Below are 12,544 nucleotides of genomic sequence, written 5' to 3' on the forward strand. Positions count from 1 at the left end.
GGTTCCTACATCTGCCGAATGTCGAAGCGTGCGGCCAATCGCAGCGCCGACGGGCTGATCCGCCGCAATGCGTATCCGATCCTGGATTCGGCGGCAACCGGCAGGACGGGCGGACCCTTTTTGACCGCCTTGACGATCGCCTTGGCGGTGGCTTCGGGCGTGAAATTACGGCGCCGGTAGGCGGTGTCGGCCTTCTGCCGGGCACGTTCCTGCTGTTCGGCCGTCAGGCCGGCGTAGACGGTGCTCTTGGCGATGTTGGTGTTGACGAAGCCCGGGCACACCGCGGTGACCGTGATGCCCTCGTCGGCGAGGTCGGCGCGCAACGATTCACTGAATGCCAGCACCGCGGCCTTGGTGGTGCTGTAGGCGACCATGGATTTCGACGGCATGAAGGCAGCGCCCGAGGACACGTTGATGATCGTGCCGCCCTCACCACGCTCCACCATCTGGGCGGCGAACGCCCGGCTGCCGCTGATGACACCTCGGACATTGATCGCGATGATGTCGTCCCAGTGCTGCGACGTCGTCTCCAAGAACCGGCCCGCCACCGCGATTCCGGCGTTGTTCACCAGGATGTCGACCACGCCGTGTTCTTTAAGCACTTGTGCGGCAAGATCATTCATCGCCGCTTCGTCGCTCACGTCGACCTGGTAGACGGCCGCCTCGGCACATGCCGCGCGAACCGCATCGGCGGTCTCGTTGGCCGCGTCGACGTCGCGATCGACGATCACCACCTTGGCCGCCCCCTGGTTGGCCAGTTCCACCGCGGTGGCCCGGCCGATGCCGGCGCCCGCCCCGGTGACCAGTGCCAACTTGCCGCGCACCGCGCGCGGGCCGCCGCGGGCAACCGAACCGCCAGCCCCATCCACCCATTCGGAAGTCAGCCGGGCAACGACGTCGGGCCTCGACGTCACCACCCAGTGCCCGCCTTCGATCGACAGGACGCGCCCGTTGCGCGGAATCGAGCCGGTGAACCGCTGCAGAGCCGCCGATACGAAATAGTCCGCACGCGGCACCAGCACTTGTACAGCGACGTTCGTCTCCGGCAGCACCGGCCCGGGCGACAGCAACGGGCCGGGCATGTTCGCGCGATAGAGGTTGAGCGCGTTGACGTAGTCGCCGATCGAGCGCGGCGGCGAGAGGTGTTGGCTGCGGGTACTCGAGCGGCCGATCCGCTCGACCGCCTTGACGACTTGCACCGCCACCCTCGAGCGAAACGCGACCTCGGGTACGCCGGGGCACAGGAAGAAACCGATATAGCTGGACGCCACAAGCTGTTTGGCGGTATCGGCGAAGGTGCGTGGGCTGCGCGCCGACCGCACGAACCTGCCCGCGTACTGCAAGTGCGGCCCAGAGATCGAGGTGAAGGAGGCGATCTTGGAACTCACCGAATCGTCGGTGACTGCCGCCCATCCCTGAATCGAGCCCCAGTCGTGCCCAAGCAGGTGCACCTGCGAGACACCCAAGCTGTCGATCACCGCATCGACATCGGCGACCAGCTGGGGCAGCCGGTAGCCCGAACGGCTTGGCGGACAAGATGATTGGCCGGCACCACGCACATCGTAGGCCACCACGTTGTAGCGCTCGATAAGATACTGGGCCACGCCGTCCCACACCTGGTGGTTATCGGGCCAGCCGTGGATGGCCAGGACGGTTGGACGTTGCGGGTCGACTTCGTTGTACCGATGCACCGCTAGGGTGACACCGTCGGACGCGGTAAGTGTCGATGAAGTGATAGCCATGGGTCAGTGCGACGCCCGCGCGGCCGGCGAGACGGCCAGGTAGTCGACGGCCAGCGCCAGTCCGCCCAGCTGCGAGGGGTGGAAGCCCGGTTTGTAGTAGTCGCCGACGACCCGTGCCAGCCGAATCGGCCCGGGAACCAATCCCCGGCGCGCGGCGCTGAAGTAATCCCGCCAGCGCGGCTTGGTTCCCGGCGGCAGATAGGGGTCCACCGAGTACATGAACCGCACTCCGCGGATCCACAACAGCAACATCACCGGAGAGACGGCCAATTGAGTGCGCACCTGACGCCAGTACCCTGCCCGCAAATGCTTCATGGTGTCGAAGGCCACCGCCTTGTGCTCGACTTCTTCTGCTCCGTGCCAGCGCAACATGTCCAGCATCACGGGGTCGGTGCCCACGGCATCGAGTTCTGGGGAGTTCAGGATCCATTCGCCCAGCACGGCGGTGTAGTGCTCGATGGCCGCGATGAACGAAACCTGCTCCAGCAACCAGCTGTGCCGGCGCCGCGCGCTGCGGCGCGGCCGCTCCCCCAACAGCTTGTTGAACAGCCACCTGACCTGATCGGTGAATGGTGTCAGATCGACATCCTGCGCGGCGAAGTGATCGAGCACCCCGGAATGCGCCTGGGAATGCATGGCCTCCTGGCCGATGAAGCCCTGCACGTCCAGCCGCAGCTGATCGTCTTTGATCAGCGGCAACGTCTTCTTGAACACTTCGACGAAGAACTCCTCGCCGGCCGGCAACAGCAGGTGCAAGACGTTGAGGACATGGGTGGCCAATGGCTCGTCAGGCACGTAGTGGAAAGGCAGATGCGCCCAGTCGAATTCGACGTCTCGCGCCTCGAGCACGAGACGCTCGTGATCGGTCGCGCACGAATGCGGTCCCACCGCGCGGTCGTCGACAGTGCTCATGTCAGGCCCCCTTGCCTCGGCGTCTCAAGCGCCCGTGATGTCGCCTCGCCCGACATCAGATCTTGGCAAGTCTACTGAAGTCGCCCGGATATGCGGTACCCGCGGTACTACGTTTCTTCAGCGCGTTGCTTGAGCCGCTGCAGAGTGAGCCGGATGTGCTCGGCATTGGCGGCGGCCCGATCGGACACACCGGTGGCCTTGCCCGCGATTTTGCGGAACCACCCGGGCCGCCGATCCCAGGTGCTCTCCGTGACCCGGCAGCCGCCGTCGGCCGCGACGATGTCGTATTGCCAGCGCGCGATCGGCAGCAGGGTGTGGCTGACATCGAATGCGAACATGCGGCCCGGATCGGCGTCGGTGACGGTGCACTTGGTGGTCCAGCGCTTGCCGTTGTTTTCGTTGTGTCCGACGAAGACGGCGCCCTGGGCAACGCCGCCGCCCTTGCGCCACTCCATCGCCACCGCTTCCTCGGCCAGCGTGGCCAACGTCGGTAAGTCGGTGATCAGTCCATACACCTCGTCCGGACTGGCGTCGATCTGCACGGTTTCCGTTGCCGAAGGATCAGTCATTGGCTGATCATAACCAGCCCTCAGATCGGGGCGGCCCCCCGCAGATGCTCGAAAATCAGCGACGTCTGGGTGCCCGCTACATCGGCGTCGGCGTTGAGGTTCTCGACCACGAACGCGCGCAAGTCGTCGGTGTCGCGGGCCGCGACATGCAGGATGAAATCGTCGGCGCCGGCCAGGAAATAGACGTCCATCACCTGACGTCTGCGCCGGATCTGCTGGATGAAGCTGCGGATCTTCCCGCGCGCGTGCGACTGCAGAGTCACCGCGATCATGGCTTGCAGCGGCAACCCCACTGCGACCGGATCGATGTCGGTGTAGAAGCCGCGGATCACGCCCAGGTCCACCAAGCGCTTGAACCGGCCATGACAGGTTGACGGCGCAATCCCCACCGCCTCGGCGAGCGCGTTGTTGGTGATTCGGGCGTCACCGTGCAGCGCGCTCAGAATGGCGCGATCCACGTCGTCAAGATCGGCCGGCCGAACATCCTTCGGTAGGTCGCGGGAATATTCATCTCGCCTCGGTGAATCATCAGCCATTGCGCCACGATACAGAATTTCCGTCGTATAGATTGTGTTGTAGCTGAACTTTCTTCACACTGAGGGCTATGCGCATCGGCATTCCTACCGAGACCAAGAACAACGAATTCCGGGTGGCCATCACCCCCGCCGGCGTGGCCGCGTTAACCCATCGCGGCCACGAAGTACTGATCCAGTCCGGCGCCGGCGACGGGTCCGCCATAACCGACTCAGATTTCAAAGCGGCAGGCGCCCAATTGATTACCACCGCCGAGCAGGTGTGGGCAGAAGCCGATCTGCTGCTCAAGGTCAAAGAGCCGATGCCGGTCGAGTATGACCGGCTGCGCCGTGGCCAAACCCTGTTCACCTACCTTCATCTGGCCGCATCGCGACCGTGCACCGATGCGCTGCTGGCTTCCGGCACCACCTCGATCGCCTACGAGACCGTTCAGACGCCCGACGGCGCATTACCGTTGCTGGCCCCGATGAGCGAAGTGGCCGGGCGGCTGTCCGCTCAGGTCGGCGCCTATCACCTGATGCGCACACACGGCGGGCGCGGCGTGCTGATGGGGGGCGTCCCCGGAGTGGAGCCCGCTGACGTCGTGGTGATCGGCGGCGGCAGCGCGGGCCACAACGCCGCACGGATCGCCAGCGGCATGGGTGCTGCGGTCACCGTTTTCGACGTCAACCTCGTCACGCTTCGGGCACTCGACGCCGAATTCGGCGTCGGCATCCGTACCCGCTATTCGCTGCCCTACGAACTCGAGGACGCCGTCAAGCGCGCCGACCTGGTGATCGGAGCTGTTCTGCTGCCCGGCGCCAGGGCGCCCAAGCTGATATCGAATTCGCTTGTCGCACACATGAAATCCGGAGCGGTGCTGGTGGACATCGCCATCGACCAGGGTGGCTGTTTCGAAGATTCGCGGCCCACCACCCATGATGACCCGACGTTCCCCGTGCACGACACACTGTTTTATTGCGTGGCGAACATGCCGAGCGCAACGCCCAAGACGTCGACCTTCGCCCTCACCAACGCGACCATGCCGTATGTGCTCAAGCTCGCGGATCAGGGCTGGCAGGCGGCCTGCCGATCGGATCATGCTCTGGCCAAAGGTCTTTCGACGCACGACGGCGCACTGCTGTCCGAGCAGGTGGCCGCCGACCTGGGTATGCCGTTCACCGAACCGGAAAGCGTACTGGCTTAACCGCCGGCCGGGCCCAGCTACAACGCGCGCGGATCGGGCGTCAGTGCAGCAATGATGTCGGCCGCCGGCCCCGCACAGGCGTCGCGGTAGGCCGTTCCCGCCCACAGGTTGGTACCGTGCGGATCTTCGGCCTGGATCGCGGCCGCGCGGATCGGCTTCGTCATCTGGTTGACCTCGGGATAACCCAGCGGCGCCAAGTGGTCGAGCAGGCGGGTGAAGTTGTTGGCCAGCCCGCGCGCATACCTGCCCGAGAACGCCCGGGTGACCAGGGTTGAGTCGAATTCGGGATTCTTCAGGGCGACCCGGTGTGCGGAGTTGGTGCCGGCTTCGTCGGCGAGTAGCAGCGCCGTGCCGACCTGTGCGGCGACGGCACCGCGGCGCAGCACGGCCGCGACGTCGTCGGCGGTGCCCAGACCGCCGGCCGCGATGAGCGGAACGTCGTGTGCACTGCCGATGCGGTCGAGCAGTTGATTCAGTGACTCCTCGCCGGGCTCCATGTCCGGTGCGAAGGTGCCCCGGTGCCCGCCGGCGCACGGACCCTGGACCACCAAGCTGTCCGCACCGGCCGCGACAGCCACCCCGGCCTCGTAGGCCGACGTCACGGTGACCGACACCAACAGTCCCAGCGCACTCAACCTGCGAATGACGTCTGGAGATGGCGCACCGAATGTGAAGGAGACCAATTCCGGGCGAATATCGGCGACCACTTCGAGCTTGCGTTCCCAGTCGTCGTTGTCCCCGTACGTCGGGCGACCCACCTCGACGTGATAGAAGTCAGCGACCTCTTCGAGTTCTTCGGCGTAGTACTCCAGCTGCAGCCAATCGGCGACGCTGGGCTGCGGGACGAACAGATTGGCTCCGATGGGGCCGGTGGTCGCCGCACGCGCCGCGGTGATGTCTTCGGCGAACCGCTCGGCGGTGACGTAGCCGCCGGCCACGAAACCCAGCCCGCCGGCGTTGGACACCGCCGCGGCCAATGCCGGTGTCCCGGGGCCGCCGGCCATCGGCGCACCGACGATCGGCACCGCGATATCCCAGAAACCCAGTACCATCGGCTTAACTTACCATCGCTCGAAGTTGTTGCGGCAGTGACCGTTTCGAGCCATAAGGGCCCAGCACCGCGGCGCCGTAGCGCTTGCTCAGCAGTCGGTGGGCCACCGCATTGACCTCCTCGACGGTAACCTGCTCAATCTGCTGCAGGGTGTGCTCGATGCTGCGATGCATGCCGTAGTTCAATTCGCTGCGCCCGATTCGGCTCATCCTCGAACTGGAGTCCTCCAGCCCGAGCACCAGCCCACCCCGTAACGACCCTTTGGCGATCCGGCATTCCTCCTCCGTGATGCCCTCGCGTGCCACCGACTCCAGCACTTCGGTGGTTACCCGCATGACGTCGGCGAAACGTTCCGGCAGGCATGCCGCGTACACCGAGAGCGCCCCGCTGTCGGCGAAGATGTCCAGCGCGGAGTAAACCGAGTAGGCCAGCCCGCGGGCTTCCCGGATTTCCTGGAACAACCGCGAGCTCAGGCCACCGCCCAGCGCGGTATGCAGCACCGACAGCGCCCAGCGATGCTCCCAGCCGCGCCCGGGCGTCCGGACGCCCATCGACACGTGGGTTTGCTCGGCGTCGCGATTGACCAACGTCAGCCCCGGGCTGCCGTTGACGCGCCCGGCGCCCTTGCGCGGCGCCACCGGCCGTCGCCCGCGGACCAGCCGCGCCCTGAAATGCTCGCGAACCAGCGCCACCACCTCGTCGTGGTCGACGTTGCCGGCCACCGCGACAACCATCCGGTCCGGCGTGTAGCGCCGCTGGTGAAACGAGTGCAACTGGGCGCGCGTCATCGCCGACACGGATTGCGCGCTGCCGATCACCGGGCGGCCCACCGGGTGATCGCCGAACAAGGCGCTCAGGAACATGTCGGCCAGCGCGTCCTCGGGGTCGTCGTCGCGCATCGCGATCTCTTCGAGGACGACGTCGCGTTCCAGCTCGACGTCGTCGGACGCACAGCGCCCGTTGAGCACCACATCGGCAACCAGGTCGACGGCCAGCGCGAGGTCGCTGTCGAGCACATGCGCGTAGTAGCAGGTGTGCTCTTTGGCGGTGAACGCGTTGAGTTCGCCGCCAACGGCGTCCATTGCCTGCGCGATATCCACGGCCGTGCGGGTCGGCGTGGACTTGAACAGCAGGTGCTCGAGGAAATGCGCGGCGCCGGCTACCGTGTTTCCCTCGTCGCGAGAGCCCACCCCGACCCAGACGCCGACCGACGCCGAGCGCACCGCGGGGAGGTATTCGGTGACAACCCGCAGACCGCCCGGCAGCGTCGTGCGACGCACGGCGCGGGCGGTCTCCGGATCAGCTGGTGACCGTCGCGGCATCGGCTGGCGCTGCCCCCGAATCGGCGGGCGCTGCGGCCTCTGCAGTGTCTTCTTCGGCTACCAGAACGAGCGAGATCTTGCCCCGCTTGTCGATATCGGCGATCTCCACCCGCAGCTTGTCGCCGACGTTGACGACGTCCTCGACCTTCGCGATCCGCTTGCCCTTGCCGAGTTTGGAGATGTGCACCAAACCGTCGCGTCCGGGCAGCAGCGAAACGAAGGCACCGAAATCCGTTGTCTTGACCACGGTTCCGAGGAACCGCTCGCCCACCGTCGGCAACTGGGGGTTGGCGATGGCGTTGATCTTGTCGATCGCGGCCTGCGCCGAGGGCCCATCGGTGGCACCGACGAACACCGTGCCGTCGTCCTCGATGGAGATCTGCGCGCCAGTCTCCTCGGTGATGGCGTTGATGACTTTGCCCTTGGGTCCGATGACCTCGCCGATCTTGTCCACCGGGACCTTGATCGTGGTCACCCGGGGAGCGAACGGGCTCATCTCGTCGGGCGAATCGATGGCCTCGGCCATGACCTCGAGGATGGTCAAGCGGGCATCCTTGGCCTGCGCGAGCGCGCCCGCGAGCACCTTTGACGGGATGCCGTCGAGCTTGGTGTCCAGCTGCAACGCGGTAACGAAATCCTTGGTGCCGGCGCACTTGAAGTCCATGTCGCCGAACGCATCTTCGGCACCCAGGATGTCGGTCAGGGTGACGTAGCGGGTTTCGCCCTCGACGTCGTCGGACACCAGGCCCATCGCGATGCCGGCCACCGGCGCCTTCAGCGGCACACCGGCGTTGAGCAGCGCCAGCGTGGACGCGCACACCGACCCCATCGACGTCGAGCCATTGGAGCCCAGCGCTTCGGATACCTGGCGGATGGCGTACGGGAATTCCTCGACACCGGGCAGCACCGGTACCAGCGCGCGCTCGGCCAGCGCGCCGTGACCGATTTCGCGGCGCTTGGGTGAACCGACCCGGCCGGTCTCGCCGGTGGAGAACGGCGGGAAGTTGTAGTGGTGCATGTAGCGCTTGGAGGTTTCCGGCCCTAGCGAGTCGATCTGCTGGGCCATCTTGACCATGTCGAGCGTGGTCACACCCAGGATCTGGGTTTCGCCGCGTTCGAACAGCGCGCTGCCGTGCGCGCGGGGCACCACGGCGACCTCGGCCGACAGCGCACGGATGTCGGTGATGCCGCGGCCGTCGATGCGGAAGTGGTCGGTGAGGATGCGCTGGCGAACCAGCTTCTTGGTCAACGACCGGAACGCGGCGCTGATCTCCTTCTCCCGGCCCTCATAGGTGGCGGCGAGCCGCTCGACGACCTCGGCCTTGATCTCGTCGGTGCGCTGCTCGCGTTCGGCCTTGCCACCGATGGTCAGGGCCTTGGCCAGCTCTTCGGTGGCCACCGAGGAGACCGAGTAGTACACGTCGTCGCCGTAGTCGGGGAACACCGGGTATTCGCCGGTGGGCCGCGCTGCCGCGTCGGCCAGTTCCTGCTGGGCGGTGCACAGCGCGGCGATGAACGGCTTGGCTGCCTCGAGGCCCTCGGCCACCACCGTTTCGGTCGGCGCCTGGGCGCCGCCCTCGACCAGCTCGATCACGTTTTCGGTGGCCTCGGCCTCGACCATCATGATGGCGACATCGTCATCCACCTTGCGACCGGCCACCACCATGTCGAACACGGCCCGCTCAAGTTGCTCGACGGTCGGGAAAGCCACCCAGGTGCCGTCGATGAGCGCTACCCGCACTCCCCCGACGGGACCCGAGAATGGCAGGCCACCGAGCTGGGTGGACGCCGATGCTGCGTTGATGGCAAGCACGTCGTAGAGGTCGTTGGGATCCAGGCTCAGGATCGTCACCACGACCTGGATCTCGTTGCGCAGGCCGTCGACGAACGACGGGCGCAATGGGCGGTCGATGAGCCGGCAGGTCAGGATCGCGTCGGTGGACGGCCGGCCCTCGCGCCGGAAGAACGAACCGGGGATGCGGCCGGCGGCATACATCCGCTCCTCGACGTCAACCGTTAGCGGGAAGAAGTCGAAGTGCTCCTTGGGGCTCTTGCTGGCGGTGGTTGCCGACAGCAACATGTTCTCGTCGTCCAGGTACGCAACCACGGCTCCGGCGGCCTGTCGGGCCATCCGGCCCGTCTCGAAACGAATGGTGCGGGTGCCAAAGCTCCCGTTGTCGATGATGGCGGTCGATTCGAACACGCCTTCTTCAATTTCAGCTGCAGACATGTGTGTCCGTGCGGCCTCTCTGAGTTATTCAGCTGTTTCGCGCGTCACGCACCCCGAAGGAATCCCTAACAGCAAAACCTGAATGCGGCTACGGCCATCGATCGAAGCGGCCGACCTTACCCCAGATCCGGAGAGCCCGGCAGCCACTACCGAGGACCGCCCGAGACAGGCTGGGCTGCTCCCTTGACCATGCATAGTGACTCGCTGGAACGGAACCCGCGGATCTGCGTGGACCGCACCATTTGCTGGGCCGATCAGGCCCAGAACAGCCTCACTCTACACGGGCTGCAGCGCGGCTCTGCCAAAACTAGGCCAGAACTGGGCGAGAACTAGCCGGACACGTTCTCGACACAAACCGCGAACCGCCGCTGGCTGTAGGCGTAGCCCAGACCGCTGGCGCACTGATAGACGGTGACGGGCGGGTCAAGGTCGTTCAGGATCTGGGTGGCGCGCTGACGATGCGGCACCGACGCGTCGTTGCAGTCCACCCGGACCGGGTCGGCGATGTGGCGGGGGTCGACGCTCATGCAGCCGCCGATCACCCAGTCGATGTCCAGACAGACGGTGTTGTTCGAGCCGCTGATCGAATTGTGCATCGAATAGGAGGAATCGATGTCGGTCGGGCACTGGGCCCGTTCAGCCACCGCGGCGACCACCTTGAAGTTCGACGCCGCGCTGCCGCACGGCGCCTTCGCGGCCTGCGGCCGGTCCGGTGTGCCGCCGAGTTTGAGGCAATCGCCCACTTTGAAATCGGCGACGTTGTTTGCGGTAGAACATCCGGTCAATGTCGCGGCGGCGCACACCGCCAAGAGCAAGGCGCGCATGGCGCCGACGGTCAGCGACGCAGGCCCAGGCGCTCGATGAGCGAACGGTAGCGCTCCACGTCAACCTGCGTGAGGTACTTGACCAGCCGCTTGCGGCGGCCCACCAGCAGCAGCAACCCGCGCCGGGAGTGGTGGTCGTGCTTGTGCACCTTGAGGTGCTCGGTCAGGTCAGCGATCCGCTTGGTCAACAGCGCGATCTGCGCTTCCGGAGACCCGGTGTCGGTCTCGTGCAGTCCGTAGGACTTCAGAATTTCTTTCTTCTGCTCGGCGGTAAGCGCCACGAAATATCTCCATCATTGGGGTCCGCGATCAGATTCTTGCGGCGCGGCCACCGCGAACCGCAGCACGCGCCGATGTCGTCGGGCAGTTTAGCAGCGCATCCGCACCGCGGGTTAACTCGCAGCCAGCAGCGCCCGGGTCCGCTCGGTGTCGGCGCCGATTTCGGCGACCAGATCGCGAACCGAATCGAACGTCTTCTGACCGCGCACCCGCGCCACGAAATCCAGCGCCACGTGCTGGCCGTACAGGTCGGCGGTGGTATCCAGCACGAACGCCTCGACGGTGCGGGTGCGTCCGGAGAAGGTGGGATTGGTGCCGATGGATACCGCGGCCTGGTAGCGCTCCCCCGGAACGACGGTGCCGGGCACCGGTGCGTGCCCGAGCACGGTGAACCACGCGGCGTACACACCGTCGGCCGGGATGGCCGAATACATCGGCGGCGCGACGTTCGCGGTGGGGAACCCCAGCTGGGCGCCCCGCCCGTAGCCGCGGACCACGACACCCTCGACGCGGTGTGGCCGGCCCAGCGCTTCGGTGGCCGCCACCACGTCGCCGGCGTCCACGCACGAGCGGATGTAGGTGGAGGAAAAGGTGACGGTCTCGTTGCTGTGGTGCTCGGAGAGCAGCGACATGCCCTCGACGGCGAACCCGAATCGTTCGCCGGCCTTACGCAGCAGGTTGACGTTGCCGGCCGCCTTCTTGCCGAAGGTGAAGTTCTCTCCGACCACGACCTCGACCACGTGCAGGTGCTCAACGAGCAGCTCGTGGATGTAGCGCTCCGGCGTGAGTTTCATGAAGTCGGTGGTGAACGGCATCACCAGGAATACGTCGATGCCCAGCTCCTCGACCAGCTCGGCGCGGCGGGTCAGCGTCGTCAGTTGCGCCGGGTGGCTGCCTGGATAGACGACCTCCATGGGGTGCGGGTCGAAGCTCATCAGTACCGACGGCACACGGCGGGTACGGCCGGCCTTCACCGCGTGTGCGATCAGTTCGGCGTGCCCGCGATGCACGCCATCGAACACCCCGACGGTTAGCACGCATCTGCCCCAGTCTGTGGGGATTTCGTCTTGCCCACGCCACCGCTGCACGACCGCAAGCCTACGACCCGACCGCGCGTGCGGGGTAATAAAAAACCCATCAGGCGCAGGGTTGCCTAAACTTTCTGGTTGTGAAGGCTGACGACGAACGCGGCGGTCTCACCGCGGTTGCACAGGACTATCTGAAGGTCATCTGGACCGCTCAGGAATGGTCGCGGGAGAAGGTCAGCACCAAGATGCTGGCCGAGAAGATCGGGGTGTCGGCCAGCACCGCGTCGGAGTCCATCCGCAAGCTCGCCGAGCAGGGCCTGGTCGATCACGAGAAGTACGGCGCGGTGACACTGACCGACTCGGGTCGGCGCGCGGCCCTGGCCATGGTGCGCCGGCACCGGCTGCTGGAGACCTTTCTGGTCAATGAACTCGGCTACAGCTGGGACGAAGTGCACGACGAGGCCGAGGTGCTCGAGCACGCGGTATCCGATCGCCTGATGGCACGCATCGACGCCAAACTGGGCTTCCCGCGGCGCGATCCGCACGGCGATCCGATCCCCGCCACCGATGGTCAGGTGCCGACGCCGCCGGCGCGTCAGCTGTGGTCTTGCCGCGACGGCGAGACCGGAACTGTTGCGCGCATCTCCGATTCCGATCCGGAAATGCTGCGCTACTTCGACAGCGTCGGGATAAGCCTGGACTCGCGGCTGCGCGTCCTGACCCGCCGTGAATTCGCCGGCATGGTCTCGGTTGCCATCGAATCCGACGACGGCGCCGCGACCACGGTGGAGTTGGGCAGCCCCGCGGCCCGGGCGATCTGGGTGACTTAGCGGCGATCGCAAGCGCGGCGAAGCCGGGCGCTGGGGG

At 66.1% G+C, this 12,544-nt stretch carries 12 protein-coding genes; 2 read left to right on the top strand and 10 right to left on the bottom strand.

Features of this window, described 5'->3' with window-relative positions; translation table 11 throughout:
* Nucleotides 1-5 precede the first annotated feature (5 nt).
* The 4 genes from BST12_RS02995 to aldR all read right to left on the bottom strand — a co-directional run bounded on the left by BST12_RS02995 (nucleotide 6) and on the right by aldR (nucleotide 3,759).
* On the bottom strand, nucleotides 6-1,742 hold the full coding sequence (locus BST12_RS02995; protein WP_083111527.1) for an SDR family oxidoreductase: 1,737 nt from the start codon (nucleotides 1,740-1,742) through the stop codon (nucleotides 6-8).
* Between the two features lie 3 nt (nucleotides 1,743-1,745).
* Entirely contained in the window at nucleotides 1,746-2,654 is a 909-nt protein-coding gene (locus tag BST12_RS03000; RefSeq protein WP_083111528.1) for a metal-dependent hydrolase, read from the bottom strand.
* Nucleotides 2,655-2,761: 107 nt separating this feature from the next.
* Nucleotides 2,762-3,223 carry an SRPBCC family protein gene (locus BST12_RS03005; RefSeq protein ID WP_083111529.1) on the bottom strand — a complete coding sequence of 154 codons (462 nt, stop codon included), beginning with the start codon at nucleotides 3,221-3,223 and terminating at the stop codon, nucleotides 2,762-2,764.
* A gap of 20 nt (nucleotides 3,224-3,243) precedes the next feature.
* On the bottom strand, nucleotides 3,244-3,759 hold the full coding sequence (gene aldR / locus BST12_RS03010; RefSeq protein WP_083111530.1) for an HTH-type transcriptional regulator AldR: 516 nt from the start codon (nucleotides 3,757-3,759) through the stop codon (nucleotides 3,244-3,246).
* Nucleotides 3,760-3,827: 68 nt separating this feature from the next.
* Here aldR and ald point away from each other — a divergent pair, with 68 nt between their 5' ends.
* A complete protein-coding gene (gene ald, locus BST12_RS03015; RefSeq protein ID WP_083111531.1) occupies nucleotides 3,828-4,943 on the top strand; it encodes an alanine dehydrogenase in 1,116 nt (371 codons plus the stop codon).
* Nucleotides 4,944-4,960: 17 nt separating this feature from the next.
* Here ald and BST12_RS03020 read toward each other — a convergent pair whose 3' ends face one another.
* The 6 genes from BST12_RS03020 to BST12_RS03045 all read right to left on the bottom strand — a co-directional run bounded on the left by BST12_RS03020 (nucleotide 4,961) and on the right by BST12_RS03045 (nucleotide 11,737).
* On the bottom strand, nucleotides 4,961-5,995 hold the full coding sequence (locus BST12_RS03020; protein WP_083111532.1) for a nitronate monooxygenase: 1,035 nt from the start codon (nucleotides 5,993-5,995) through the stop codon (nucleotides 4,961-4,963).
* Nucleotides 5,996-5,999: 4 nt separating this feature from the next.
* Complete coding sequence (locus BST12_RS03025; RefSeq protein ID WP_083111533.1) at nucleotides 6,000-7,316, bottom strand: M16 family metallopeptidase; 1,317 nt, start codon at nucleotides 7,314-7,316, stop codon at nucleotides 6,000-6,002.
* Complete coding sequence (locus BST12_RS03030; protein WP_083111534.1) at nucleotides 7,294-9,546, bottom strand: polyribonucleotide nucleotidyltransferase; 2,253 nt, start codon at nucleotides 9,544-9,546, stop codon at nucleotides 7,294-7,296. Before BST12_RS03030 ends, BST12_RS03025 begins: the two co-directional genes overlap by 23 nt.
* A 329-nt stretch (nucleotides 9,547-9,875) precedes the next feature.
* Complete coding sequence (lppU, locus tag BST12_RS03035; protein WP_083111535.1) at nucleotides 9,876-10,370, bottom strand: LppU family putative lipoprotein; 495 nt, start codon at nucleotides 10,368-10,370, stop codon at nucleotides 9,876-9,878.
* 11 nt (nucleotides 10,371-10,381) lie between these two features.
* Complete coding sequence (gene rpsO, locus BST12_RS03040; RefSeq protein ID WP_036354818.1) at nucleotides 10,382-10,651, bottom strand: 30S ribosomal protein S15; 270 nt, start codon at nucleotides 10,649-10,651, stop codon at nucleotides 10,382-10,384.
* 111 nt (nucleotides 10,652-10,762) lie between these two features.
* Nucleotides 10,763-11,737 (bottom strand): bifunctional riboflavin kinase/FAD synthetase, encoded by a 975-nt coding sequence (locus BST12_RS03045; protein ID WP_083111536.1) that lies wholly within the window; start codon nucleotides 11,735-11,737, stop codon nucleotides 10,763-10,765.
* Nucleotides 11,738-11,817: 80 nt separating this feature from the next.
* Between BST12_RS03045 and mntR the strand changes: the two genes are divergently transcribed.
* Complete coding sequence (gene mntR, locus BST12_RS03050; protein ID WP_083111537.1) at nucleotides 11,818-12,507, top strand: manganese-binding transcriptional regulator MntR; 690 nt, start codon at nucleotides 11,818-11,820, stop codon at nucleotides 12,505-12,507.
* Nucleotides 12,508-12,544: the final 37 nt, after the last annotated feature.

The sequence above is a fragment of the Mycobacterium angelicum genome (assembly GCF_002086155.1).
Classification (GTDB): domain Bacteria; phylum Actinomycetota; class Actinomycetes; order Mycobacteriales; family Mycobacteriaceae; genus Mycobacterium; species Mycobacterium angelicum.

What these genes read in the sequence shown, in the direction of transcription:
- BST12_RS02995 (WP_083111527.1), bottom strand. Translation starts at nt 1,742, where the DNA reads ATGGCTATCACTTCATCGACACTTACCGCGTCCGACGGTGTCACCCTA.
- BST12_RS03000 (WP_083111528.1), bottom strand. Translation starts at nt 2,654, where the DNA reads ATGAGCACTGTCGACGACCGCGCGGTGGGACCGCATTCGTGCGCGACC.
- BST12_RS03005 (WP_083111529.1), bottom strand. Translation starts at nt 3,223, where the DNA reads ATGACTGATCCTTCGGCAACGGAAACCGTGCAGATCGACGCCAGTCCG.
- aldR (WP_083111530.1), bottom strand. Translation starts at nt 3,759, where the DNA reads ATGGCTGATGATTCACCGAGGCGAGATGAATATTCCCGCGACCTACCG.
- ald (WP_083111531.1), top strand. Translation starts at nt 3,828, where the DNA reads ATGCGCATCGGCATTCCTACCGAGACCAAGAACAACGAATTCCGGGTG.
- BST12_RS03020 (WP_083111532.1), bottom strand. Translation starts at nt 5,995, where the DNA reads ATGGTACTGGGTTTCTGGGATATCGCGGTGCCGATCGTCGGTGCGCCG.
- BST12_RS03025 (WP_083111533.1), bottom strand. Translation starts at nt 7,316, where the DNA reads ATGCCGCGACGGTCACCAGCTGATCCGGAGACCGCCCGCGCCGTGCGT.
- BST12_RS03030 (WP_083111534.1), bottom strand. Translation starts at nt 9,546, where the DNA reads ATGTCTGCAGCTGAAATTGAAGAAGGCGTGTTCGAATCGACCGCCATC.
- lppU (WP_083111535.1), bottom strand. Translation starts at nt 10,370, where the DNA reads ATGCGCGCCTTGCTCTTGGCGGTGTGCGCCGCCGCGACATTGACCGGA.